Genomic DNA, 23,934 nt, shown 5'->3' with positions numbered 1-23,934 from the left:
TCCACTCTGTCACGAAAAAGGGCGACAGCCATGCTGCTCAACCTGTTCAACGAAATGCGTGCGGCGAAAGTGCCGGTGTCATTGCGTGAATTGCTGGACTTGATCAACGCGCTGAAACAGCGGGTCATCTTCGCCGATATCGATGAGTTCTACTTTCTGGCGCGCACCATTCTGGTCAAGGACGAACGCCACTTCGACAAGTTCGACCGGGCTTTCGGGGCCTACTTCAACGGCCTGGAAAAGCTCGACGATCACTTGCAGGCACTGATCCCGGAAGACTGGCTGCGCAAGGAGTTCGAGCGCTCGCTGAGCGAGGAAGAACGCGCCCAGATCCAGTCCCTGGGCGGTCTGGACAAGCTGATCGAAGAGTTCAAGAAACGCCTGGAAGAACAGAAAGAGCGCCATGCCGGAGGCAACAAATGGATCGGCACCGGCGGCACCAGCCCTTTCGGCTCGGGTGGCTACAACCCCGAAGGCATCCGCGTCGGCGAAGCCGGTGAACGCAAGGGCAAGGCGGTCAAGGTCTGGGATCAGCGCGAGTACAAGAACCTGGACGACCAGGTGGAACTGGGCACCCGCAATATCAAGGTCGCCCTGCGCCGCCTGCGCAAGTTCGCCCGCCAGGGCGCTGCCGATGAGCTGGATATCGACGGCACCATCGACCACACCGCCCGCGATGCAGGCCTGCTGAATATCCAGATGCGCCCCGAACGGCGCAACACCATCAAGCTGCTGCTGTTATTCGATATCGGCGGCTCGATGGATGCCCATGTGAAAGTCTGCGAAGAACTGTTTTCGGCCTGCAAGACCGAGTTCAAGCACATGGAGTATTTCTACTTTCATAACTTCATTTATGAATCGGTCTGGAAGAACAACCTGCGCCGGGGCTCGGAACGCACTTCTACCCAGGACCTGCTGCACAAGTACGGTGCCGACTACAAAGTGATATTCATCGGTGATGCCGCCATGGCGCCTTATGAAATCACCCAGCCGGGAGGCAGCGTCGAACACTGGAACGAGGAAGCGGGCTATGTGTGGATGCAGCGCTTCATGGCCAAGTTCAAGAAGATCGTCTGGATCAACCCTTATCCCAGAAATGCCTGGGACTACACCTCCTCCACCCACATCATCCGCGATCTGATCGAGGACCAGATGTACCCCCTGACCTTGCGCGGCCTGGAAGAAAGCATGCGCTATCTGGCCAAATGAGCCTTCTCCACCTTTCGTCAAAGCCGGTCATCGACCGGCTTGTCGAAAGCGACCAGTAACAGCTCCCTTTCAGCCCGCCAGACTAGGCTTCCCAGTGCGACACCCACAGCAGTAATCACAACCCATCAGTTGTATTCCTGACTACTCCGCCGGCTAACCGCCGTCGTCGAGACCTCGTGGGGTTCCATGATCAAAACCCTGGGCATCATGCAGCCCTATTTCTTTCCCTACCTCGGTTACTTCCAGCTTATCGCCTCGGTGGAGCGGGGAATTCTCTTCGATATCGTCAAGTACAAGCGCAAAAGCTGGATGAACCGCAATCGAATGCTCGATGACAAAGGTGGCTGGCAATATATAACCATCCCGGTGAAAAGCAGGGACGGCATGCTGATCAAGGACACGATGGTCATCGATCACGCTGGCTCATTGAGACATATCCGAGGCCAGCTTGAACACTACCGCAGCAAGGCCCCCTTCTTTAAACAGACCCTGCAACTGATCGACCAGACGTTCAACTCGACCCGCTCGGCCAGCATTGGCGACTTGAATGCCAGTTCCCTGAAAGTTGTCTGCGACTATCTCGGCATGGAGTTCAACTGGACATCCTGCTCCGACATGCAACTGGAACTGCCTCCCATTGAACACGCCGGTCAGTGGGCGCTGGAAATCAGCAGCGTGATGGGTGCCCGCCGCTACATCAACGCCCCCGGCGGTCGGGAAATACTCATTCCCAGCGAATGGCACGACCGGCAAATAGAACTGCGATTCCTCAAACCCTCGCCATTGATCTACCCGACCGCTCACTACACCTTCGTGGAAAACCTCTCCATTCTGGATTTGCTGATGTGGAATGAGCCGGGGGCTATTACGGAGTACATACGGTGCAATACGGAGTGTGAGGTTTGAGTAAGCCCCCGCAGGAGCGCTCAGCGCCAGTCCCGGTTCAACGCTGGCTTGCGCCGCCCGCCCGTCACCACCCAGCCCAGCAGCAGGAAGAAGCTTTCGATCAGCAGTGCCAGCAACAATGCCGAGATAATGCCCCAGGCAATGACTTCAGGTGCCAGCAGCACTTGCCAGGTGTAGCCATTGAAGGTTTCGCGGCGGATATCGGCATCGGCTGAAGTTGCGACATACCAGGCTCTGGAATACCACGCGCCCTGCAGGCCGAGCCATTGGCGTTCAAGCACGTGAGTGCGGGTCAGCAATGTGCTGATGTTGTCGGCATCGCTGCGAAACACCGGGTCTTCGCTGTTGCGATAGTGTTGGATCAACGCCTGGATATCGCCCTTGAAGAATTGCTGCGCAGTTGCGTTGTAACCCTTGATGGCCTGTTGCGCCTCGATCAGATGCGCTTCGACTCGCTTGCTGTAGTCGCTGATGAAACCCGGAACCTGAACCCCTAACAGCAGGCCAGTCGTGAACAAGACCAGGCGCAGATAACTTCGCAGCATTTAGATCCCTCTTGTCGGTTAGGCGAACTTACATCGGAGTATCGGTTGATCCTTGGGTCACGCATTCGCCCTTGCGCCACAGGCTCCACTGGCCCGGCTCGTAACGATTCCAGGTCTCGTTCTCGGTCAGCGGTTCGGTAGCAATGACCGTGACCACGTCATGGGGCGTGGTTTCTGCCTGAAAGTCGACGATCATGTCGACATCCTTCAAGCGTGCCGGGCCAAAGGGCGCACGGCGGGTGATCTGTACCAGTTTGGTACTGCAGAAGCAGAACAGCCAGTCGCCGTCACTGAGCAGGCAATTGAACACGCCTTTACCCCGGTACTCGGAGCATGCCTGAATCAGATAAGGCAGCAGTTGCTCGACTTCCACCGGCTCGGGAAAGGCTTCGCGGACCCGATTGAGCAAGTCGCAGAATGCCGCTTCACTGTCGGTATCGCCCACAGGACGATAAAAGGTAGCACGGGGACTGAAATCGGCCAGTTGACCGTTATGGGCAAAACACCAGTTGCGTCCCCAGAGCTCGCGCACGAAAGGATGGGTGTTGGACAGGCAGACCTTGCCGACATTGGCCTGACGGATATGCCCTATGACCACTTCACTCTTGATGGGATAGCGCTGTACCAGTTGCGCAACTTCCGATTCGCTGCTGGCCGCCGGGTCCTGAAACAGACGCAAGCCACGCCCTTCATAGAAGGCGATCCCCCAGCCATCGCGATGCGGGCCGGTGCGCCCGCCCCGCTGCATCAGCCCGGTAAAGCTGAAAACGATATCGGTCGGGACATTGGCGCTCATGCCCAGTAGTTCACACATGCTCAGGTTCTCGCTTCAATACGTGCTGCACGCTTGCCAACGAAGCGGGTTCTTACAAACGTGGCTCGACTCGCCCACGACTCGCACTGGCGACCGGTGCAGCCGGGCTGCGACCGTAGCGGTCTTCTCTGGCAAAAGGTTCGTCGTCGGTGTCGTCAGGCTCAGCGACCGGCTGTGGCTGACGAGCCTTGCGGTTTTTCTCGATGGGCCAGCGCACCAGCACGAACACCAGATAGGCAACGAAGGCAAACATGCCATAGGTGGCCAGATCGATGATCGCGGTCCAGACATTGCTGCCCACCTTGAACAGCAGATCAAGAGCCGTGACAGCCACGGCAGGCGCCAATAATTCCTTGGCAGGATCGACGATGGTCGGCGTGAACAGCAACACCGCGCCAATCACCCGAAGTGGCTCTTTGAGGTAGCGCCACATCCAGCGGGTCATCAAAAACCACACCAGCAGGCAGCCCAATGCTGCAAATGCATAGAGGCCCCAGGCGATCAGATAGTCGTTCTCGGTCATGACGTCCGTGGTAAGGCAGGTAAATAGGCGCTTATGATAACGACTTTTCACTGGCCCGGCTCGCCCGGCTTCAGTAATAGGTGCGCCATACTTGCAGCCACCGATATTTCAATGACCCGATGCCCTTAAAGAGAGCCCCGCATGTCCTTCTCGAATGCCACCTCCAGCGCCCCGATCGCTCGCAAGGCCGACGGCGGCGATCCCTATGCATGGTTGCAGAATCGCGACAGCGATGAAGTGCTCGACTACCTCAAGGCTGAAAACAGCTATCAGGAACAGCAACTGGCCGATCAGGCACAGTTGCGTGAAACCCTGTTCCAGGAAATAAAAGGCCGCATCCTGGAAACCGACCTGTCGCTGCCCTCCCCCTGGGGCCCTTATCTGTATTACACCCGCACCACCGAGGGCGACGAATACGCCCGACACTATCGCTGCCCGCGCCCGGCAGACGACTCGAACACCGTGGATGAAAGCCGCGAAGAACTGCTGCTGGACCCCAACGTACTGGCCAATGGCGGGTTCTTCTCTCTGGGCGCTTTCAGTATCAGCCCTGACCATCGGCGCCTGGCCTACAGCCTGGATACCACCGGTGAAGAGGTCTATGAGCTTTACGTCAAGGAACTGGCCACAGGCCAGGTAAGCAGCCTGCCGTTCGAGGATTGCGACGGCAGCATGACCTGGGCCAATGACAGTCAGACGCTGTTTTTCGGCGAACTGGACGATACCCATCGCCCGCACAAGCTTTATCGCCATCGTCTGGGCAGCGACTCGGCCGACCTGGTATTCAACGAGCCGGACGGTCGCTTCTTCCTGCACTGCTTCCGTAGCAGTTCCGAGCGCCAACTGATTCTGCTGCTCAACAGCAAGACCACCAGCGAAGCCTGGCTGCTGGATGCCGAGCATCCCGAGCAAGCCTTTGTGTGCATGGCCGAGCGGGTCGAGGGCCATGAATACTTTCCCGATCACGGCCAGCTCGACGGTGTCTGGAGCTGGTTTATCCGCAGCAATCAGAGCGGTATCAACTTCGCGCTGTATCAGGCCCCGGAACAGAATGCGGGCCGCGACGGCTGGCAAGTGCTGGTTCCGCACAGCGATACGGTGATGCTGGAAGATGTGAGCCTCAATGCCAGAAGCCTGACCCTGAGCCTGCGCGAAGGCGGTTTGCCGATCATCGAGGTTCGCCCACAGGATCTGCCGGCCTATCGCGTGCAATTGCCCGACGCGGCCTACAGCCTGTATGTGCAGGATTCGCTGGAATTCGACAGCAACAGCATCCGCCTGCGCTACCAGTCCCTCAATCGCCCGGCACAGGTCCGTCAATTGAATCTGGCCACCGGCGAGCAACTGGTGCTCAAGGAAACCCCGGTGCTCGGTGAGTTCGATGCCGATGCCTATGTCAGCCAGCGTCTGTGGGCGACCGCCGGCGATGGCACACAAGTGCCCATCAGTCTGGTGGTCAAACGCGAGTTGCTGGGCCAGGCGACGCCACTTTATCTCTATGGTTACGGTGCCTATGGCGAAAGCCTGGACCCATGGTTCTCCCACGCTCGCCTGAGCCTGCTGGATCGTGGCGTGGCCTTTGCCATCGCCCATGTACGTGGCGGCGGAGAGCTGGGCGAAGCCTGGTATCGCAATGGCAAACAGGAACACAAGCAGAACACCTTCGGCGACTTCATAGCCTGTGCCGAACACCTGATCGATCAGGGCCTGACTCGCGCCGATCAACTGGTCATCAGTGGCGGCAGTGCCGGTGGCCTGTTGATCGGTGCCGTACTCAACCAGCGCCCGGAGCTGTTCAAGGCAGCGATTGCCGAAGTGCCGTTCGTGGATGTGCTCAACACCATGCTCGACCCTGAACTGCCGCTGACCGTCACCGAGTACGACGAATGGGGCAATCCGCAGGACCCGGAAGTTCATGCCCGTATCAAGGCCTATGCGCCTTACGAGAATGTCAGTGCCCAGGCCTACCCCGCCACGCTGGTCATTGCCGGTTACAACGACAGTCGCGTGCAGTATTGGGAAGCTGCCAAATGGGTCGCGAAACTGCGCGCCACCAGGACTGACGACAACCTTCTGCTGCTCAAGACCGAACTGGGGGCTGGCCATGGCGGCATGAGCGGTCGCTATCAGGGGCTGCGCGATGTCGCCCTGGAGTACGGTTTTATCTTCAAGGTTTTGCAACTGGACTGAACTTGGCGCCAATAGTCTGTCTTAGTAGCATCGGGGAGCACGGACCTGCTCCCCTCTTACCTGCACATACCTGCACAAGACCGAACCATGTCAGAACAACCGTCACACCTGAACAATGCCATACGCGACATGCTGCTGGACTGCGGCCTGTTCGACACCCTGCTGCCCGCCGACTACCTGACCGTCGCGGGCTACTTCAGCATCAGCGATATCCAGGAAGGCCAGAGTATTTTCAACGAGGGCGATGCCGGCACTTTCATGTGCATCATCGACCGCGGCACGGTTTCGGTACAGAAACTCAACCCCGAAGGCCAGCAGGTGGAAATCGCCACGCTGCGTCGAGGCCGGGCATTCGGTGAAATGGCGGTACTGGACGGCGAACGGCGTTCGGCCAGTTGCATTGCCGCATCGGATTGCCAGTTGCTGAACCTGGGCAAGGACTCGCTGGACAAGATGCTCGAAGAAGCGCCGAAAATCGCCGCCAAGATCATTCGCGCCCTGGCCATTTCGCTGTCCAGGCGTCTGCGCATGGTCGATGGCCAACTGCTGTCCCAACAGGTGTGAGTTTCGTCATCTGAGGCTAAACTTGTGCGCATTCCCGCTATCAATGCGCACACGACACAGGTGACACCATGAGCACGGCCAACCCTCCTTCCAACACGTCCAAGCTGGACCGTATCCTGGCCGACGCCCAGCGTGACCGCGAAATGGGTTATCGCGACAAGGCGTTGCGCATGTACCCCCACGTCTGCGGACGTTGCGCACGGGAGTTCTCGGGCAAGCGCCTGAGCGAGCTGACCGTCCACCACCGCGACCACAACCATGACAACAATCCTCAGGACGGCTCCAACTGGGAACTGCTGTGCCTGTATTGCCATGACAACGAGCACTCGCGCTACACCGACCAGCAATATTTCTCCGACAGTTCCCTCAGCACCCCCAAAGCCGCCAAGGCCACCCACAACCCGTTCGCTGCGCTGGCGGGGTTGATGAAAAAGGAATAACACCTCGTCAATCTCTGGGCGGCGTGATCTGTAACCTTACAGAAATGTAATCACCCGCCCGGCCTCGTTGTGGCATCTTCCCTCCAGACAAGCACGCAACTGACTGGATACAACCTGGGCATGCACTCCAAGACCTCAAGACGAACCTTTGTGAAAGGGCTGACAGCCGGCAGCCTGCTGGGCGGTATCGGGCTTTGGCAAAGTCCTGTGTGGGCCATCGGCGGCGCGGATCAACCCGGGGTGCTGGCGGGTACCGAGTTCGATCTTTTCATCGGCGAAACCCCGGTCAATATCACCGGCACGCAAAAAACGGCCATGACCATCAACGGTGGAATCCCCGGCCCTCTGCTGCGCTGGCGCGAAGGCGATACCGTCACCTTACGGGTGAAAAACCGTCTCAAGGAAAACACCTCCATTCACTGGCACGGCATTCTGCTGCCCGCCAACATGGACGGCGTTCCGGGTCTGAGTTTTCAAGGTATCGAACCGGACGGCATGTATGTCTACCGTTTCAAGGTCCGACAGAACGGCACTTACTGGTATCACAGCCATTCCGGTTTTCAGGAGCAGTCGGGGGTGTATGGCCCGCTGGTGATCGATGCCAGGGAGCCTGAACCCTTCCAGTACGAGCGCGACTACGTGGTGATGCTCACGGACTGGACGGATGAAGATCCGCTCAGGCTGATGAAGAACCTCAAGAAACAATCGGACTACTACAACTACAACAAGCGCACCGTGGGTGACTTCATTCACGATGTCGGCGAGAAAGGCTGGGGCACGGCCGTTGCCGATCGCACCATGTGGGCCGGGATGAAGATGAACCCGACCGATCTGGCCGATGTGAGCGCAGCGACCTACACCTACCTCATGAACGGCAAGGCCCCCGACATGAACTGGACCGGGGTATTTCGAGCGGGAGAACGGATCAGGCTGCGCTTTATCAACGGTTCGTCCATGACCTACTTCGACGTGCGGATTCCCGGCCTGAAAATGACCGTGGTCGCTGCCGATGGCTTGCACGTCAAACCCGTCAGCGTGGATGAGTTGCGCATAGCCGTTGCCGAAACCTTCGATGTCATCGTCGAACCCACCGAAGAGGCCTACACCCTGTTCGCCCAGTCCATGGACCGCACGGGGTTTGCCCGTGGCACGCTCACCCGCAAGGCCGGTGCAACGGCACCGGTTCCAGCTCTCGACCCACGCCCGTTGCTGAGCATGGACGACATGGGAATGGATCACGGCAACATGGCGGGCATGAGTCACCATGACATGTCAGGCATGGACAAGCCGCAGTCGCACCCGGATACCGAGAAGAACAACCCGCTGGTGGACATGCAGGCCATGAAAACCACTCCAAGGCTGGACGACCCGGGCATCGGCCTGAGAAACAACGGTCGTCGGGTCCTGACCTACGCGGATCTGCGCAGCACATTCGAGGACCCGGACGGACGCGAGCCCGGACGTACCATCGAACTGCACCTCACCGGCCACATGGAGAAGTTCGCCTGGTCCTTCAACGGCGTGAAGTTTTCGGACGCCGAACCGCTGAAGCTCAAGTATGGCGAGCGCATCAGAATCGTACTGGTCAACGACACCATGATGACCCACCCCATTCACCTGCATGGCATGTGGAGCGACCTCGAAGACGAGAACGGGCAATTCATGGTCCGCAAGCACACCATCGACATGCCACCGGGCTCGAGGCGCAGCTATCGCGTCACCGCCGATGCCCTCGGGCGCTGGGCCTACCACTGCCATCTGCTCTACCACATGGAAATGGGCATGTTCCGCGAAGTGCGCGTGGAAGAATGAGAACCTCAGCATGAACAGAACCTTTCATCTTTCCCGTCTGTCCGGCCTGCTTGTTGCACTGGGCCCCTTGGTGCCGATGCCAGCCCTGGCCGACGACATGAGCGGCATGGATCACGGCAGCCATTCCATGCATCACGACCATGCGCAGCCCGTACCATCCAGCGCTGGCCAGAGCCGTACGCCCATTCCCGAACTGACGGATGAAGACAGGGCTGCCGTCTATACCAGCCATACAGGCCATACGGTACATGACAGCGCCATCAATACTTTCTTCATGGCCGACAAGCTGGAATGGCAGGATGCCGACCAGGGCGGCACTCTGGCGTGGGATGTCAAAGGCTGGGTCGGAGGAGATATCGATCGCCTGTGGATACGCTCCGAAGGCGAACGCACCCATGGCAAGACCGCAGACGCCGAGATCCAGGCACTGTGGGGACACGCGATCAGTCCATGGTGGGATGTAGTCGCAGGCGCACGGCAGGATTTCAAGCCGGGCGATCCGCAGACCTGGGCCGCTTTTGGCATTCAGGGCATGGCCCTGTCCAACTTCGAGGCCCAGGCCACAGCCTTTATCGGTGAAGCAGGCCAGAGCGCCGCACGCCTTGAGGGCGATTACGACCTGCTGCTGACCAACCGGCTGATCCTGCAGCCCACGGCCGAGCTCAACGTCTACGGCAAGGACGATGCGCAGCGAGGTATTGGCTCCGGCCTGTCCAACACCGAAGTCGGCCTGCGGCTTCGCTATGAAATCCGCCGGGAGTTCGCGCCTTATATTGGCGTGAGCTGGAACCGGACTTACGGCAAGACCGCCGATTATGCTCGTGAAGAAGGCGAAGATCGCAGCGAAGCAAGGTGGGTGCTGGGTATCAGGATGTGGTTCTAGGCTTTGCGTTCTCCCGTATACTTCCGCGTTTTACCCAGAGCATCTTTCAAGTGGCAAACAAACGGTACGCCTGCATCGGCCTTTACAACCCCAAATCCCCGGAAAACGTCGGCTCGGTGATGCGGGCAGCGGGCTGTTATGGCGTGGCTTCGGTCTTCTACACCGGCAAACGCTACGAGCGCGCCCGGGACTTCATCACCGACACCAAGAAGATCCATCAGGATATCCCGCTGATCGGCATCGAAGACCTCAAGAGCATTCTGCCGCTGGGCTGCATTCCGGTTGCGGTGGAACTGGTGGACGGTGCTCGCGCCCTGCCCGAATACACTCACCCGGATCGCGCCCTGTATATCTTCGGCCCGGAAGACGGCTCGCTGGATCAGGAAATCCGCGACTGGTGCGAAGACGTGGTCTACATCCCCACTCAGGGCTGCATGAACCTGGCTGCGACCGTCAATGTCGTGCTCTATGACCGCATGGCCAAGGGCGTGAACACCCGCTCGGGTCCACAGTTTGGCCGGGAAAAGCCCGACCATTGATGAAAATGCAGTGAACAGTTTCACGGATGGGCAGTCAGTTTCGTTGAAGCCGACTTATCACGTCATGGAGAACCATCATGAGCGACACCCCGATCATCGATAGAATCGACACCCCGCGACTGCACAACTACCCGCAGCAGAACGTTCAGGGCTGGGAGCGCATTGGCTCTCTGGCAGGTGGCGTGACACTGATGGGCAAAGGGCTGCGCCGTGGCGGCCTGCTGGGCCTGGTACAACTGGCCATCGGCGGTGCCGTACTGGCTCGCGGTATCACCGGACACTGCTCGGCCAAAAGCCTGATCGAGAAAAGCCGCAGCAGCCTGCACAGTGCGCGCTCGGATATCGAACGCGCTGGTGCCGAGTTGAAACAGCTCAAGGATAATGCCGAACTGGCCGCCAGAACTTCGGTCATCAACGGCATCGATGCCTTGAAGGATCCGAAAGGCGACGTCTGACCCCTAGCCGGCGCGGAAAATCAGATAGTCCTCCCAGTCGTCCTCGGGCACGCTGTTCTCGCTGAGCATGCGCCCCGACTGGGAGATGCGCTCGTGATGCACCGCCTCGCGATCCCCGCACACCAGATGGTGCCAGAGCGGTAGATCCTTCCCTTCGCTGACCAGACGATAACCACAGGTGGGCGGCAGCCATTTGAACTCGTCGGCCTGCCCGGCCGTAAGCTGAATGCAGTCAGGTACAGAAGCTCGACGATTGCTGTAATCGGAGCACTGACAGGTTTTCAGGTCCAGCAACTTGCAGGCGATGCGCGTGTAGTAAACGCTGTTGTCGTCCTCATCTTCCAGCTTCTGCAGACAGCACAGACCGCAGCCATCGCACAGCGATTCCCACTCGTCCCTGTCCAGTTGTTCGAGTGTCTTGCGTATCCAGAAGGGTTCAACTTTAGCGGCCATGGTTCGGACAACGGTATCGAGAATGAAAAGGCCGCCAGTCTAGTGGCACATCGGGTGCGGGCCAAGCATTTGCGACTGCCGGTCTTCGACACTTCACTTGTCACAGGCGTGGCAAAACAGTAGCGTTAGAAGGCTTTTGAGGGCACAGACAATGCCTGCCGACCACGGCCCATCATGTCATGCTCACTTCTAACCTTCGCCACGACAGGATTCGCATGAGCACTAATCCCCGTATCGCCGACTACACCATCGACCCGCAATTCACCAATCGCTGGTCACCTCGCGCTTTCACAGGTGAAAGCATTCCACAGGAAACCCTGCTGAGTTTCTTCGAGGCCGCACGCTGGGCACCCTCGGCCTACAACTCGCAGCCATGGCGCTTCCTCTATGCTCGTCGCGACACACCGAACTGGGAGCGTTACCTGAGCCTGCTCGTTGAGTTCAACCGCAATTGGGCACAGAGCGCTTCGGCACTGGTGATCGTCATCTCCAAGACCACTTTCGCAGCTCCTGGCGCAACCGAAGAAAGTCCGGCAACCACACACGAATTCGATGCCGGTTCGGCGTGGGGATACCTGGCCCTGCAGGCCAGCCTGAGCGGCTGGTACACCCATGGCATGTCAGGCTTCGACAAGGAACTGGCCCGCAAGGAGCTGAACATTCCCGAAGGTTATGCCGTGCATGCAGTCGTGGCCATCGGCAAACTGGGTGACAAGGCGATCCTGCCCGAATACCTGCAAGGCCGCGAAGTCCCAAGCCCACGCAAGCCGGTGACAGAACTGGCGGCCGAGGGTGATTTTTCGTTGTAGTTTTTTAGAGCTGCAAGCTGCAAGCTGCAAGCTGCAAGAGACAAGCTTCAAGCTTGCCGCTTGCAGCTTTAAACTTGCAGCTCCCCTCCCCTCAATACCCCCGCGAAAAATCCACTTCCCCGCGCAGCGGCTCACCCGCCTGATAAGCCTTGAGGTTATCGACGAACAATTCGGTCATGGCCAGAGGCGATGTCGGTGCAGAACTGTGCCCGGTCAGCAGCAGGCCATAGGCGGTCCAGAACGGATGACGCTGCGGCAACGGCTCCTGACGGCACACGTCGATCACGGCCCCGGCCAGATGTCCTTCCTTCAAGGCTTCCACCAGATCCGCATCAACCACCGCCACACCACGTCCGACGTTGATGAACAGCGCCGAGGGCTTGAATGCGGCAAACAGTTTCGCGTCGTACAAATCGTGGGTTGCCGGGGTATTGGGCAGCAGGTTGATGACGTAATCCATATCGCCCACCATCTGTTCCAGATCCGCCAGAGCACCGACTTCGACGAATGGCTCCTGGGTACGCGCCTGAGACGCGACACCATAGACCTGCACGCCAAAAGGTACGAGGAACTGCGCGACACGCTGGCCGATATCCCCCGCACCCACGATCAGTGCCTTGCGACCGTACAGGCTCTGGCCGGGACGATTGTCCCATTTGCGTTCGACCTGACTCATCAGGCGCGCCAGCACTTCACGTTCGTGGCCGAGCATGTAGGTCAACAGGTACTCGGCCATGACCTGACCGAAGATACCGACCGCCCGCGTCAGTCGATAATCCCTGGATACGCCCTCGGCCAGCAACGGGGTAATCCCCGCCCAGGTCGATTGCAACCACTGCGGCTTGTGCCCCTGACGCAACAGATTGGCCAGCAGGTCAGGCTGTCCCAGCCAGACCTTGCATTCACCGGCCATACGAGACAGCTCGGCAGAATCGCCGCTGCTCATGATTTCAACTTCGGGCGCTACCTTGCGCAACAGTTGGGTGTAGATGAGGTAATCGTGTTCGGCAATCAGAACGCGCATGTTTCAAAAACCTTAAAAACGGGACAAACAGCTGCAACAGCCATGGGCCGGTCAGCCCGAGAACACTGTGAAACAGGCGGCCAGACCGGCACTACCTTGCGCTACAACGGATCAGACAGGATCGTTGCGACGCAACAATTCTTCGGGCAAGTGCTGGATGTATTCCTCTTCGGCAGGTGGCATCTGCAAGTGATAACCCTGGGTGTCGAGGTTTTCCAGCACCTTGTTGATATCTTCACGAGCCAGCGCGCGCTCAGGGCTGAGCACCAGATCGAAAGCATGCTGAGGCGTGCCGAACGCAGCCAGCAACTCTACCGGCACACGCTTGAGCACATCGCTCTTGAGCACATACAGGTACATCTCGTTCTTTTTCGGGCTGCGATAAATGGAGCAAATACGTTTCAAGGCTGTTCTCCTGCATTGGTCAGGCTGTCGAGCAGCGCCTGACCCATTAATTCGCGGCGCCAGCCACGCAGCGAATCGGGCAATGTATAGGGGCCATCGGGATAGCCGCTCTTGAGCAAGGCTTCGAGGGTCTTCTTGCGCAGCACGACCTCGGGAGCAATATCCAGTTGTTCGGCGTATTGCTGACCAATGGCGCGCAAACCTTTCAGGATGCCGGAAGCCTCGATGGGCAGAGGCTCGGGCAAGGCCGGCGGCCACTGATCCGGCGGCAGGCTGCCGGACTTCCTGATCAGCTCCAGCAGGAATTCACCATCCTGGCGTACCGTACGCGGGTGCATGTCTTCAATTCGGGCCAGCGCACTCAGGTTGTCCGGTTGGGTCCTGGCCAGCGGCCACAGCGAATGCTCACGCACAATGCGATTGCGCGGCAGGTTACGCGAACGCGCCTGTATCTCGCGCCAGGCACACAACTCACGCAATACCGCCAGTTGGGCACGCGACAGTTTCCAGGCCAGCTTGGCGTCGCGGTAAAGCTCGTAGGGATCGGTTTCCCGGCGCAGGTTGGCGACCAGCTCAGCACCATCCTCGAGCACCCAGAAGTATTTTTCGTCCGACAAGCGTGGACGCAGCAGACCGAAAAGTTCGGCCAGGTGGACGGCATCTTCGGCGGCATAGCTGATCTGGGTTTCCGACAACGGGCGTTGCAGCCAGTCGGAACGGGTTTCGCCCTTGGGCAGGTCGATATTCAATACCTCCTGCACCAGACGCGAATAGCCCATGGAGAACCCGATGTTCAGGTAAGCGGCCGCCAGTTGCGTGTCGAACAGTGGAGCCGGCAGGCTGCCTGTCAGGCGCAACAGCACCTCCAGGTCTTCGCTGCAGGCATGGACCACTTTGATGACGTCGGTGTTTTCAAGCAATGCGGACAGAGGCGTCCAGTCGCTGATGAGCAACGGGTCGATCAGCCACGCGCTGGAACCGTCGCCGATCTGCAACAGCGCGGCAATCGGGTAAAAGGTGTCGACCCGCATGAACTCGGTGTCGAGCGCGACAAATGGCAGCGACTGCCACTGCGCGCACTGTCGGGCGAGGCTGTCGTCGTCGCGAATCCAATGAATATCGATGGCCACACGGCTCTCCCTTGATCAATGGCGCGCAGTATATATCGCCATAGGAGGTTTATCGCGCATCTGGCCTGAAACTCTTGGATATCTTCATGCAGATCGCCGAAAAACAGCAGATTAGTGAGCCTTCCCGGATGAGACGGTTCATGGGGCTGCGATGCGCCTCCGGTCACGACACCCCGCGCATCACAGCCAGGGCTATCGATTATCTGTCGAGCGCCACACCATTGCCGATCGAACTTCTGCACCCGGAAAACATATCGAGGCTCGGGTCATAAACCCTGGTATCAACCTTCAACAGACCCAGCATCGAATGAAAGAGATTGTCCTGACTCAGCGGCGCATTGCGCTCCTTTGCCAGACACTCAGGATTGACTGCAAAAGACTTCTGATAGTTATCGGACAACCATATCATCATCGGCACATGCTTCTGCTGATCCGGAGCCAGCATATAAGGCGTGCCATGCAGGAACAGATTATATTCACCCAGCGACTCACCATGATCCGACAGATATAACATGGCGGTGTCAACTTTATCCTGACGACTGCGCAATATATCGATCAATGAAGACAATACATGATCGGTATACAGCAACGTATTATCGTAGCCATTGACAATACTTTCACGACTGCAGTTATTCAGGGCATTGCTTTCACAGACAGGCGTAAACTTCTCGAATGCCTTGGGATAACGTTTGAAATACTCCGGTCCATGGCTGCCCATCTGGTGCAGCACCAGCACGGTGTCTTTATCCAGGCTGTCGATAAAGGCTTCAAGGCCTTGCAGCAGGATCTCATCGTGACATTCGTGGTTGGCGCACAGCAGCGGGTCCTTGAGGTTGCTGACATCCTGGAAAGCCACGCGGTCGCAGGTGCCCTTGCAGCCGGACTGGTTGTCGCGCCACACCACCTCGATACCTGCACGCTTCAGCACATCCAGCAGCCCTTCCTGATTACGGGCCTTGGTAGCGTTGTAATCCTTGCGCCCCATGTTGGAGAACATGCAAGGCACCGACACGGCTGTTTCGGTTCCACAGGAATAGACATCGGTAAACGCCACCAGCCCACTCTGTTTATTGAGCTTTGGCGTTGTATTGCGCCCATACCCCAGAATGCCGAAGTTCTCTGCGCGGGCACTTTCGCCCACCACCAGAACCGTCAGGGACTTGCGGGTGTGCGTCGACCAGTCCGGGGAGCGTCGGGCATCTTCGCCTATGACCAGGAATGGCCGCCGGGACGAGATGATCTGCTCACTCAGGTAGCCGACCGATGCTCCGATGTAGTTGCTCGGCACGACCATCAGACGCAATTCATGATGATTGCGAAACAGCGAAGACAGCCCCTGATAATTCGCCAGCGCTACCCCACCCATCGATACCGAGCAGACAACACAGACCAGCACCTTGCTGAACAGCTCAAGGTGCCAACGGCGATAGTTGATCGGCGTCTTCCACAACAACACGGATGGCAGCACACCCAGAAAAAGCATGTACGCCCCCATCTTCAAGGACAAGAGACCTTGAACTTCGGTCGGGTTGGTTTCTGCGAAGTTGCGAAACATGCCGGCATCGATCATGACGCCGTATTCGTTCATGAAATAGGCAACACCGGCACTGGCAAAAAACAGGAAGATCAGTACAGGCTTCAATACCCGCCGGAATGAAAGCAGCGTCAATACAATATTGAATACGCAGAAGACCATCACACCAAAGGCTATTCGTATGGCGATGCCCTTTGTGCTACCCCCGGTAATCTCGAAAAGATGCTGCCAGAAATTGACATTAAAACCGAACAATAGAAAGGCACTGGCAATCAACGTGACAACTTCTGGACGAACAGGTTTGATCTTCAGCATTTACAGTCTGCTTATGTAGTTTCTTTTCGAATATGGAGTGAACCAGACGGCCCATCCATGCGCAGACTTTAGGCGGGAGTCTATCAATTTTTTGTGAAAAGGATGCGAATAACTGGTCGTATAAAACTTATTTCATCGTAGGAAAAAACCTTCCAGAACCGAAAGCAATAACGCGTCCGAATACACGATAAAAATGCCCCTTCCCGAGCACGCTCGCGAAGAGGCATTGAGTGAAGCGCCGGAATCAGACCGAACGACGACGGTAACCGCGATACTCAGGCACCCAGAAGTTGCGCTCGATGGACGCCAGCAGCACTTCATCCGATGTCTCGAGCGCCAGACCTTCGGCCTGGGCCTCCTTGGCCACAGCAAAGGCGATCTTGCGGCTGACCTGCTGGATTTCCTTGAGCGGCGGCAGGACGGCATCGCCAAGCCCGGAAACCATCGGCGAGCATTCCGCCAGCGCATTGGAGGCCGCCATCAGCATCCGGTCAGTGATACGCGAAGCCTTGCACGCCACCACGCCCAGACCGATGCCCGGGAAAATGTAGGAGTTGTTGCACTGCGCGATATGCACCGTGCGACCATTGATCTCTACAGGCGCGAACGGACTGCCTGTGGCAACCAGCGCATTGCCATCGGTCCAGCGCAGGATCTCTTCCGGCGTGGCTTCGACCTTGGAGGTCGGGTTCGACAGCGGCATGACCAGCGGCTTGGCGCAATGCTTGTGCAGCTCACGAATAACCTGCTCGGTAAACAGGCCACGCTGGCCCGAAACGCCGATCAGCACCGTGGCACCGGCATGGGTCACCACATCGAGCAATTGCGGGAAAGCCTCACCATTGGCAGCCCAGCCTGCAACATCACCCGCCTTGTGGGCCAGACGCTGCTGGAAGTCCAGCAGGTTATCCATGCCCTCGGTCAGCAGACCGAAACGATCGACCATGAAAATACGCTTGCGCGCTTCGCTTTCGCTCAGACCTTCGATCTTCATCGCGGCAATGATGTGCTCGGCAATCCCGCAACCGGCCGAACCGGCGCCCAGGAACACGACCTTCTGCTGACCCAGCGTCTCGTTCTTGGCCTTGCAGGCAGCCAGCAAGGTGCCCACAGCCACCGATGCGGTACCCTGGATGTCATCGTTGAAGCAGCACAGTTCGTCGCGATACTTCTCCAGCAACGGCATGGCGTTGGACTGGGCGAAATCCTCGAACTGCAGCAGCACATCCGGCCAGCGACGCTGAACGGCGTCGATAAAGGTAGCGATGAAGTCGTCATATTCCTTGCCGCTGACCCGCTCATGACGCCAGCCCATATACATCGGGTCGTCGAGCAGCTCGCGGTTATTGGTGCCGACATCCAGCACGATGGGCAAGGTATAGGCCGGGCTGATGCCACCACAGGCGGTGTACAGCGACAGCTTGCCGATCGGAATGCCCATGCCGCCGATGCCCTGGTCGCCCAGGCCCAGAATACGCTCGCTATCGGTGACAACGATGATCTTGATCCGGTCTTTGGTGGCGCTGCGCAGGATATCGTCGATGCGGTCGCGCTCAGGGTAGGAAATGAACAACCCGCGATGGGTGCGGTAGATCTTGGAGAATTCCTGGCACGCCTGGCCGACCGTCGGGGTGTAAATGATCGGCAGCATCTCGTCCAGATGCGAATCCAGCAGGCGGAAGAACAGGGTCTCGTTGTTGTCCTGGATCGAACGCAGATAAATATGCTTGTCCAGATCGCTGGCGCACTGCTTGTACTGGCTGTACACCCGGGTAACTTGCTCTTCGATCGTCTCTACGTTCTGCGGCAGCAGCCCGATCAAATTGAATTCGACCCGCTCTTGCGGGGTAAAAGCACTCCCCTTGTTCAGAAGGGGCATTTCCAGCAGCGAGGGGCCGGCATAGGAAATGTACAAAGGTCGCGAAGTGTTGGTCATTTTTTCTAATCGCCTTTTTTCGTCTACTCATGATTCTGGGTATCGACCGGGGCGGGCAGCCTGGCGCTCTGTTTCTTGTTCTTTTTCTGGTTGCCAGTTCTCTATCAGGCCATTCCGGGCATAAAAATCGGATGGCACATATTACCTGCGATAAAGCCGATTGCGGCATTTTGTCGCGCAAAACGTGGCCAAATGATGCCTCGCTATAAACGTCCTGCCTTGCACAAGCCGGTACTGCATAGGCATATTTGCCCGTTATCAACGCCACTCACAAGAGGCCTGCATGCTCAACGAGAAGCGATTTTCGGCATTCCTGTTCGATATGGACGGGACCTTGCTCAACTCTGTGATTTCCGCCGAACGGGTGTGGGCGAAATGGGCACAGAAGCACGGCATCGATGTAGATACCTTTCTACCGACCATCCATGGCGTGAGAAGTATCGATACCGTGCGCCGACAGAACCTGCCCGGCATCGATGCAGAGCAGGAAGCCGAAGCCATTTCACAGGCCGAGATCGAAGATGTAGAAGGCGTCGTCGCGATTGAAGGCGTCGCGGCATTCCTTGCCTCACTACCCAGGGACCGCTGGGCCATGGTCACCTCGGCCCCGCTTGCCCTGGCCCAGGCACGCATGGGTGCTGCCGGCCTGGAACTGCCCGAGATCGTCATCACCGCTGAAGACGTGGCCCAAGGCAAACCCGCGCCCGATGGTTTTCTACTGGCCGCCCAGCGACTCGGCGTGGCAGCGCAGGACTGTCTGGTCTTTGAAGACGCACCCGCCGGCATCGCCGCAGCCAAGGCCGCCGGGGCCAGTGTGGTGGTGATCACGGCAGCCCACTTGCATCCCTATGAAACTCAGGATGTGACACTGAAGAGCTACCTTGAGACCCGTGTCGAAACAGAGGGCCAATGGCTGAAACTGGTCCTGTAAACGTCACAAACAAAAAGCCCCGGTCAACACACCGGGGCCATTCAGTATCTCAGGCTTTCACTTTCGCGCAATGAGCCCGATGGTAAAGCCATCGACAGCGGCAATCCTTCCGCGCCACAGCACACCTGCGTCGCAGATCGGGCTTTCATCGGTCGAGTAGGTTCTGCAATCCTTCAGATGGATGAAGTGAAACGCTGGAGTGTCCTCATTGGACTCCCCTGGCCTGAACGACAGAATCATCTCCTTCATCGACTCATCAGTACCGTTATTGAACTTGCTGAAGGGTGCAGAGATATCTGCGGCCAGTTGCTCGAAGTAGGCATCATGGGAAATCAGATGGCCGGAAACGAGGTTCCCGCCGACCGACAGGGTAATCCCCAGTTCAACCTTGGTGTTTGCAACGAATTTGACAAGCCACTGCAGCAGCCAGTCGATCTGCTTGCCCTGCCACTTGAACTGGGCAATGACATCATCATGGCTTTGGCTGGGAGACGGTTGCGATTGTGCCTGGTTTACGTCCGACATCTGATAGCTCCTTGCATCACAAAACGTGAGATTTGGCTCTACCACACCTTAGCTGAAAAAAAGCAAAGGGGCAGACAGAGGTGGGATTTCTTGGAGATCCGTGAAGCACGCCCCAGAAAACAGAAAAGCCCCGTAGACAGAATCTACGGGGCTTTTCAATGTATGGCGGAGAGATAGGGATTCGAACCCTAGGTACCGGTGAAGGTACAACGGATTTCGAATCCGTCCCATTCGGCCACTCTGGCATCTCTCCAACGGCGCGCATGATAACAGCATCGGCGCGTAAGGCGAAGCCCTTTACGCTAATTTTTTTCGTGCTATCAAGCGCTTGCGCAACTTTTTGCCTTAAAGCGGGACGCCCAGGCGGTTTGCGACTTCTTCGTAAGCTTCGATGACGTCACCGAGGCCCTGACGGAAGCGGTCCTTGTCCATCTTCTTGCGGGTGTCCTTGTCCCACAGGCGGCAGCCGTCCGGGCTGAATTCGTCGCCCAGGACGATCTGACCATGGAATACGCCGAACTCGAGCTTGAAGTCGACCAGCAGCAGGCCTGCGTCGTCGAACAGCTTGCTGAGCACTTCGTTGACCTTGAGCGACAGCTCTTTCATACGAACCAGTTGCTCGGCGGTGCCCCAACCGAATGCCACGACGTGGGATTCGTTGATGAACGGGTCGCCCTTGGCGTCGTCCTTGAGGAACAGCTCGAAGGTGTACGGATCGAGCTTGGTACCCTCTTCCACACCCAGACGCTTGACCAGGCTGCCGGCCGCGTAGTTACGCACGACGCATTCGACCGGGATCATGTCCAGTTTCTTGACCAGGCACTCGTTGTCGCCCAGCAGCTTGTCGAATTGGGTCGGCACGCCCGCTTCTTCCAGCTTCTGCATGATGAAGGCGTTGAACTTGTTGTTCACCATGCCCTTACGGTCCAGCTGTTCGATGCGCTTGCCGTCGAACGCCGAGGTGTCGTTGCGAAACAGCAGGATCAAGCGGTCAGCGTCGTCGGTCTTGTAAACCGATTTGGCTTTGCCGCGGTAGAGTTCTTCACGTTTTTCCATGATGGGCTCCGCTTGCTAAGTAGTTGGGCTAGGCGATATGTCGCCAGTCGAGCCCTGAATCTTGATCGGCCAGTTCCAGCCAGTCCGGGTCACACCCCAGAGTGTCGGCAAAACATTGCCGGGCCAGATACGGCAGGTTGTTCTTGCTGCTGAGATGGGCCAGCACCAGATGCTGCAGATCCCTCCATCCCAGTTCGCTCACCAGGCTTGCGGCCTGATGATTGTTCAAATGTCCTGTTTCGCCTCCCACACGCTGCTTGAGAAAGACCGGATAACGGCCCCGGGCAAGCATGTCGCGACAATGGTTGGCCTCGATCATCAAGGCATCCAGGCCATGATAGCTTTGCAGCACGTTGGGACAGTAAGACCCAAGGTCGGTCAGCAGGCCGAAACGGCGGCGTCCGTCATTGAAGACGAACTGGGTAGGCTCCAGCGCATCATGGGCGACGGACACCACATCGATGCCCAACGCGCCCACCTGCAACCTTTGACCACCTTCCACCACCCCGGCGGCTTCGACCGGCTTGCGCATCCCGCGCAAGGTCCCGCGACTGAGATAGACCGGCACATTGTACTGCCGAGACAGCAAACCCACGCCATGCACATGATCGGCATGTTCGTGGGTTACCAGAATGGCACTCAATTGCCTGGCGCTGACTCCCAGTCGCGCCAGACGCCGCTCGGTTTCCCGCAGGGAGAAACCGCAATCGACCAGCACGTACGTATCGTTGCTTGCGACCAGCGTGCCGTTGCCACGGCTGCCGCTGCCCAGAACAGCGAAACGCACTTAACCCAGGTTGTCTTGAATGACGCTCAAGACCCTGCGAGCGACGTCGGCCGGCGCAACGGTGTTGATGTTTTTCTCGACAGTCACCTGCACGCTGTCACCCACCTTGCTCAGGCGGACCTGATAGCGCTCGGCACGGGCTTCGATTTCTTCCTTGCTGGACTTGCTGCCAAACAGGCGACCGAAGAAACCGGGCTCGTTCGCAGGCGTGTTGGCCTTCTCTGCCAGGTTGATGTAGTACAGGCCAAGGCTGCGGTTGATGTCTTCAACGCGCCATTCACCCTGATCCAGCGCACGACCCACGCTCGACCATGCACGATCCAGATCGGCACCGACAGTCAGAACCGGGTTGCCGCTGCCGTCTTCGCTCAGCGCTACACGGCTTGGCGTATCGTAGTCACGCGCCGCCACCAGAGACACCGAACCGCCCTTCTCGGCGTTGCGGCTCATGCTGGCCAGCAGATCGTCGGTCAGGGCTGCATCAAGACCGATGTTGGTCGTACGCGGCGGGAAGCCGACGTCGGCAGTGCTGCCCGCCGGACGCTCGACGCTGACCACGTAGACTTCACTGGTATTGCGCTGCACGCCCGGTTCGATACGAACCCGCACGCGGGTTTCGGAATCGGCCGATACGCCGCTGGCCGTCAGGCGCTTGGCAACCGAAGCGGACAGCTCGTCCAGACGCTGCCAAGTGGTGCTGAATTCGCCGGTCTGTGGACGCTCTTCAGCGATACGGAAGCCGTTGTCTTCGAAGTACTGATGCGCCACCGGCCAGACTTCGGCAGGCGGACGCTGGGCCAGGACCCAGTGGGCATCGCCGCTCTTCTGCAAGCTGAAATCGCTCGATTCGGAGGCTACCGACAGAGGCAGAGGGCGAGGCACCTTGTATTCGCCCTTCACGGTGCTGTCAGCCACGTTACGCGGGATCGGCAGCAGCGGATCCAGACGCTTGGTGTTGGAAATGTCGGCAGGCACCTGCATCGGTGCGGTCTGGGTTGCTTCCAGATAGTCACTGCCGCGATCGCGGAAGTAACCATCCTGCCCCCATAGCCAACCGCAACCACTGGTGCTGGAGATAATCAAGGCTAGTGCGGAAAGTCCGGCCAGTCGCTTCATTGCGTAATGCTTCCTCAATTAAACCAATACGCCGGACTGGCGCATGGCCTGACGCAGCGGTTCGTGACAGGCTTCGCTGAGCCAGGTGAGCGGCAGACGGATACCGTCCGGCATCAGACCCATTTCATGCAGAGCCCATTTCACGGGAATGGGGTTGGATTCGATAAACAGGGTGTTATTGAGCGGCATCAGCTTTTCATGGATGGCACGCGCCGTTTCGGCATCGCCACGCATGGCGGCAGCGCACAGCTCGCTCATGGCGCGCGGCGCGATGTTGGCGGTCACGGAAATATTGCCCTTGCCGCCCAGCAGCATCAGTTCGACGGCCGTGGCGTCATCGCCGGAATAGAGCAGGAAATCGCTGCTCACGCCTGCCAGGATATCCTTGGCGCGCTGCAGGTTGCCCGTGGCTTCCTTGATACCGATGATGTTGTCGACCTTCGACAGACGCACGACCGTCTCGGGCAGCATGTCGCAAGCGGTACGACCCGGCACGTTGTAGAGGATCTGCGGGATGTCCACGGCCTTGGCGATGTGGCTGAAATGCTGGAACAGCCCTTCCTGCGTCGGCTTGTTGTAGTAAGGGGTTACCAGCAGGCATGCATCGGCACCTGCGGTCTTGGCGTTGGTCGTCAGTTCGACGGCTTCGCGCGTGGAGTTGGCGCCGGTACCTGCAATGACAGGGATACGCCCTGCAACCTGGGTGACCACACGACGAATGACTTCGATGTGTTCGTGCACATCGAGTGTCGCCGACTCACCTGTAGTGCCGACGGCAACAATGGCGTTGGTGCCCTCTTGCAGGTGGAAGTCCACCAGTTTGCTCAGGCTGTCCCAGTCCAGACGACCTTGTGCATCCATGGGTGTGACCAGTGCCACCATACTGCCCGCAATCATGCAACCGCTCCTGCCGGAAAAAGAGAGCCGTAATGGTACTGGCGCCATCAGCCTTGTACAAGCGAAGTACCGCACTGTGAGCATTCCCCTGAGCGATGGTTTTCGCTACCCTTCGTCCTTTGATCGTTACTGGTCA

General features: G+C 58.2%; 25 protein-coding genes and 1 tRNA gene. 11 read left to right on the top strand and 15 right to left on the bottom strand.

Annotated features, from left to right (window positions below; translation table 11 throughout):
- Positions 1-30: 30 nt before the first annotated feature.
- Positions 31-1,209, top strand: coding sequence for a vWA domain-containing protein (locus JSY17_RS04850; protein ID WP_117182950.1), 1,179 nt, complete (start codon positions 31-33; stop codon positions 1,207-1,209).
- Between the two features lie 186 nt (positions 1,210-1,395).
- Positions 1,396-2,115, top strand: coding sequence for a WbqC family protein (locus tag JSY17_RS04845; protein WP_206402084.1), 720 nt, complete (start codon positions 1,396-1,398; stop codon positions 2,113-2,115).
- A 20-nt stretch (positions 2,116-2,135) separates the two neighbouring features.
- On the opposite strand, the gene JSY17_RS04840 is transcribed toward JSY17_RS04845, so the two are convergent.
- The 3 genes from JSY17_RS04840 to JSY17_RS04830 are packed head-to-tail and all read right to left on the bottom strand — an operon-like array spanning position 2,136 to position 3,997.
- Positions 2,136-2,660 carry a DUF2937 family protein gene (locus JSY17_RS04840; RefSeq protein ID WP_206402083.1) on the bottom strand — a complete coding sequence of 175 codons (525 nt, stop codon included), beginning with the start codon at positions 2,658-2,660 and terminating at the stop codon, positions 2,136-2,138.
- Between the two features lie 28 nt (positions 2,661-2,688).
- Complete coding sequence (locus JSY17_RS04835) at positions 2,689-3,474, bottom strand: class II glutamine amidotransferase (RefSeq protein WP_117164120.1); 786 nt, start codon at positions 3,472-3,474, stop codon at positions 2,689-2,691.
- Positions 3,475-3,526: 52 nt separating this feature from the next.
- Positions 3,527-3,997, bottom strand: a complete 471-nt coding sequence (locus JSY17_RS04830; RefSeq protein WP_117164119.1) for an MFS transporter — start codon at positions 3,995-3,997, stop codon at positions 3,527-3,529.
- Between the two features lie 141 nt (positions 3,998-4,138).
- Here JSY17_RS04830 and JSY17_RS04825 point away from each other — a divergent pair, with 141 nt between their 5' ends.
- The 7 genes from JSY17_RS04825 (at position 4,139) to JSY17_RS04795 (ending at position 10,880) form a co-directional block, all read left to right on the top strand.
- Complete coding sequence (locus JSY17_RS04825) at positions 4,139-6,187, top strand: S9 family peptidase (protein ID WP_206402082.1); 2,049 nt, start codon at positions 4,139-4,141, stop codon at positions 6,185-6,187.
- An 87-nt stretch (positions 6,188-6,274) separates the two neighbouring features.
- Positions 6,275-6,751 carry a cyclic nucleotide-binding domain-containing protein gene (locus tag JSY17_RS04820; RefSeq protein ID WP_117164117.1) on the top strand — a complete coding sequence of 159 codons (477 nt, stop codon included), beginning with the start codon at positions 6,275-6,277 and terminating at the stop codon, positions 6,749-6,751.
- Positions 6,752-6,819: 68 nt separating this feature from the next.
- Entirely contained in the window at positions 6,820-7,191 is a 372-nt protein-coding gene (locus tag JSY17_RS04815; protein WP_117164116.1) for a YajD family HNH nuclease, read from the top strand.
- Positions 7,192-7,311: 120 nt separating this feature from the next.
- Entirely contained in the window at positions 7,312-9,003 is a 1,692-nt protein-coding gene (locus JSY17_RS04810) for a copper resistance system multicopper oxidase (RefSeq protein WP_206402081.1), read from the top strand.
- Between the two features lie 76 nt (positions 9,004-9,079).
- Positions 9,080-9,886, top strand: a complete 807-nt coding sequence (locus JSY17_RS04805; protein WP_408636086.1) for a copper resistance protein B — start codon at positions 9,080-9,082, stop codon at positions 9,884-9,886.
- A 50-nt stretch (positions 9,887-9,936) separates the two neighbouring features.
- A complete protein-coding gene (locus tag JSY17_RS04800; protein WP_117164113.1) occupies positions 9,937-10,425 on the top strand; it encodes an RNA methyltransferase in 489 nt (162 codons plus the stop codon).
- 77 nt (positions 10,426-10,502) lie between these two features.
- On the top strand, positions 10,503-10,880 hold the full coding sequence (locus tag JSY17_RS04795) for a YgaP family membrane protein (RefSeq protein WP_117164112.1): 378 nt from the start codon (positions 10,503-10,505) through the stop codon (positions 10,878-10,880).
- Positions 10,881-10,883: 3 nt separating this feature from the next.
- Here JSY17_RS04795 and JSY17_RS04790 read toward each other — a convergent pair whose 3' ends face one another.
- A complete protein-coding gene (locus JSY17_RS04790) occupies positions 10,884-11,333 on the bottom strand; it encodes a YcgN family cysteine cluster protein (protein WP_117182955.1) in 450 nt (149 codons plus the stop codon).
- 215 nt (positions 11,334-11,548) lie between these two features.
- Between JSY17_RS04790 and JSY17_RS04785 the strand changes: the two genes are divergently transcribed.
- Positions 11,549-12,142: a nitroreductase family protein gene (locus JSY17_RS04785; protein WP_117164110.1), complete on the top strand. Its 594-nt coding sequence runs from the start codon at positions 11,549-11,551 to the stop codon at positions 12,140-12,142.
- A 91-nt stretch (positions 12,143-12,233) separates the two neighbouring features.
- On the opposite strand, the gene JSY17_RS04780 is transcribed toward JSY17_RS04785, so the two are convergent.
- The 5 genes from JSY17_RS04780 to JSY17_RS04760 form a co-directional block, all read right to left on the bottom strand.
- Entirely contained in the window at positions 12,234-13,166 is a 933-nt protein-coding gene (locus JSY17_RS04780; RefSeq protein WP_122370322.1) for a D-2-hydroxyacid dehydrogenase, read from the bottom strand.
- A 111-nt stretch (positions 13,167-13,277) separates the two neighbouring features.
- Entirely contained in the window at positions 13,278-13,571 is a 294-nt protein-coding gene (locus JSY17_RS04775) for a YcgL domain-containing protein (protein WP_025261192.1), read from the bottom strand.
- Positions 13,568-14,701 (bottom strand): ribonuclease D, encoded by a 1,134-nt coding sequence (gene rnd / locus JSY17_RS04770; RefSeq protein WP_206402079.1) that lies wholly within the window; start codon positions 14,699-14,701, stop codon positions 13,568-13,570. Before rnd ends, JSY17_RS04775 begins: the two co-directional genes overlap by 4 nt.
- A gap of 199 nt (positions 14,702-14,900) precedes the next feature.
- Complete coding sequence (locus JSY17_RS04765) at positions 14,901-16,550, bottom strand: phosphoethanolamine transferase (protein WP_206402078.1); 1,650 nt, start codon at positions 16,548-16,550, stop codon at positions 14,901-14,903.
- Between the two features lie 244 nt (positions 16,551-16,794).
- Positions 16,795-18,486: an NAD-dependent malic enzyme gene (locus JSY17_RS04760; protein ID WP_117164106.1), complete on the bottom strand. Its 1,692-nt coding sequence runs from the start codon at positions 18,484-18,486 to the stop codon at positions 16,795-16,797.
- 283 nt (positions 18,487-18,769) lie between these two features.
- Here JSY17_RS04760 and JSY17_RS04755 point away from each other — a divergent pair, with 283 nt between their 5' ends.
- Positions 18,770-19,417, top strand: coding sequence for an HAD-IA family hydrolase (locus tag JSY17_RS04755; protein WP_206402077.1), 648 nt, complete (start codon positions 18,770-18,772; stop codon positions 19,415-19,417).
- A gap of 57 nt (positions 19,418-19,474) precedes the next feature.
- Here JSY17_RS04755 and gvpU read toward each other — a convergent pair whose 3' ends face one another.
- From gvpU to dapA, 6 genes are all read right to left on the bottom strand, one after another.
- On the bottom strand, positions 19,475-19,942 hold the full coding sequence (gene gvpU, locus JSY17_RS04750) for a gas vesicle accessory protein GvpU (protein ID WP_117164104.1): 468 nt from the start codon (positions 19,940-19,942) through the stop codon (positions 19,475-19,477).
- Positions 19,943-20,105: 163 nt separating this feature from the next.
- Positions 20,106-20,195, bottom strand: a tRNA-Ser gene (locus tag JSY17_RS04745).
- A 92-nt stretch (positions 20,196-20,287) separates the two neighbouring features.
- A complete protein-coding gene (gene purC, locus JSY17_RS04740) occupies positions 20,288-20,998 on the bottom strand; it encodes a phosphoribosylaminoimidazolesuccinocarboxamide synthase (RefSeq protein WP_117164103.1) in 711 nt (236 codons plus the stop codon).
- A 28-nt stretch (positions 20,999-21,026) separates the two neighbouring features.
- Positions 21,027-21,785, bottom strand: a complete 759-nt coding sequence (locus tag JSY17_RS04735) for an MBL fold metallo-hydrolase (protein WP_095067462.1) — start codon at positions 21,783-21,785, stop codon at positions 21,027-21,029.
- A complete protein-coding gene (gene bamC, locus JSY17_RS04730) occupies positions 21,786-22,901 on the bottom strand; it encodes an outer membrane protein assembly factor BamC (protein WP_117164102.1) in 1,116 nt (371 codons plus the stop codon). It abuts the gene before it with no gap.
- Positions 22,902-22,919: 18 nt separating this feature from the next.
- A complete protein-coding gene (gene dapA / locus JSY17_RS04725; RefSeq protein ID WP_117182965.1) occupies positions 22,920-23,798 on the bottom strand; it encodes a 4-hydroxy-tetrahydrodipicolinate synthase in 879 nt (292 codons plus the stop codon).
- Between the last annotated feature and the right edge of the window lie 136 nt (positions 23,799-23,934).

Source organism: Pseudomonas capsici, assembly GCF_017165765.1.
Taxonomy (GTDB): Bacteria; Pseudomonadota; Gammaproteobacteria; order Pseudomonadales; family Pseudomonadaceae; genus Aquipseudomonas; species Aquipseudomonas capsici.
This window is presented reverse-complemented; position numbering and strand designations above follow the sequence as displayed.

Coding starts and splice junctions, on each gene's coding strand:
- JSY17_RS04850 (WP_117182950.1), top strand. CDS start 31: ATGCTGCTCAACCTGTTCAACGAAATGCGTGCGGCGAAAGTGCCGGTG.
- JSY17_RS04845 (WP_206402084.1), top strand. CDS start 1,396: ATGATCAAAACCCTGGGCATCATGCAGCCCTATTTCTTTCCCTACCTC.
- JSY17_RS04840 (WP_206402083.1), bottom strand. CDS start 2,660: ATGCTGCGAAGTTATCTGCGCCTGGTCTTGTTCACGACTGGCCTGCTG.
- JSY17_RS04835 (WP_117164120.1), bottom strand. CDS start 3,474: ATGTGTGAACTACTGGGCATGAGCGCCAATGTCCCGACCGATATCGTT.
- JSY17_RS04830 (WP_117164119.1), bottom strand. CDS start 3,997: ATGACCGAGAACGACTATCTGATCGCCTGGGGCCTCTATGCATTTGCA.
- JSY17_RS04825 (WP_206402082.1), top strand. CDS start 4,139: ATGTCCTTCTCGAATGCCACCTCCAGCGCCCCGATCGCTCGCAAGGCC.
- JSY17_RS04820 (WP_117164117.1), top strand. CDS start 6,275: ATGTCAGAACAACCGTCACACCTGAACAATGCCATACGCGACATGCTG.
- JSY17_RS04815 (WP_117164116.1), top strand. CDS start 6,820: ATGAGCACGGCCAACCCTCCTTCCAACACGTCCAAGCTGGACCGTATC.
- JSY17_RS04810 (WP_206402081.1), top strand. CDS start 7,312: ATGCACTCCAAGACCTCAAGACGAACCTTTGTGAAAGGGCTGACAGCC.
- JSY17_RS04805 (WP_408636086.1), top strand. CDS start 9,080: ATGCCAGCCCTGGCCGACGACATGAGCGGCATGGATCACGGCAGCCAT.
- JSY17_RS04795 (WP_117164112.1), top strand. CDS start 10,503: ATGAGCGACACCCCGATCATCGATAGAATCGACACCCCGCGACTGCAC.
- JSY17_RS04790 (WP_117182955.1), bottom strand. CDS start 11,333: ATGGCCGCTAAAGTTGAACCCTTCTGGATACGCAAGACACTCGAACAA.
- JSY17_RS04785 (WP_117164110.1), top strand. CDS start 11,549: ATGAGCACTAATCCCCGTATCGCCGACTACACCATCGACCCGCAATTC.
- JSY17_RS04780 (WP_122370322.1), bottom strand. CDS start 13,166: ATGCGCGTTCTGATTGCCGAACACGATTACCTCATCTACACCCAACTG.
- JSY17_RS04765 (WP_206402078.1), bottom strand. CDS start 16,550: ATGCTGAAGATCAAACCTGTTCGTCCAGAAGTTGTCACGTTGATTGCC.
- JSY17_RS04760 (WP_117164106.1), bottom strand. CDS start 18,486: ATGACCAACACTTCGCGACCTTTGTACATTTCCTATGCCGGCCCCTCG.
- JSY17_RS04755 (WP_206402077.1), top strand. CDS start 18,770: ATGCTCAACGAGAAGCGATTTTCGGCATTCCTGTTCGATATGGACGGG.
- gvpU (WP_117164104.1), bottom strand. CDS start 19,942: ATGTCGGACGTAAACCAGGCACAATCGCAACCGTCTCCCAGCCAAAGC.
- purC (WP_117164103.1), bottom strand. CDS start 20,998: ATGGAAAAACGTGAAGAACTCTACCGCGGCAAAGCCAAATCGGTTTAC.
- bamC (WP_117164102.1), bottom strand. CDS start 22,901: ATGAAGCGACTGGCCGGACTTTCCGCACTAGCCTTGATTATCTCCAGC.
- dapA (WP_117182965.1), bottom strand. CDS start 23,798: ATGATTGCGGGCAGTATGGTGGCACTGGTCACACCCATGGATGCACAA.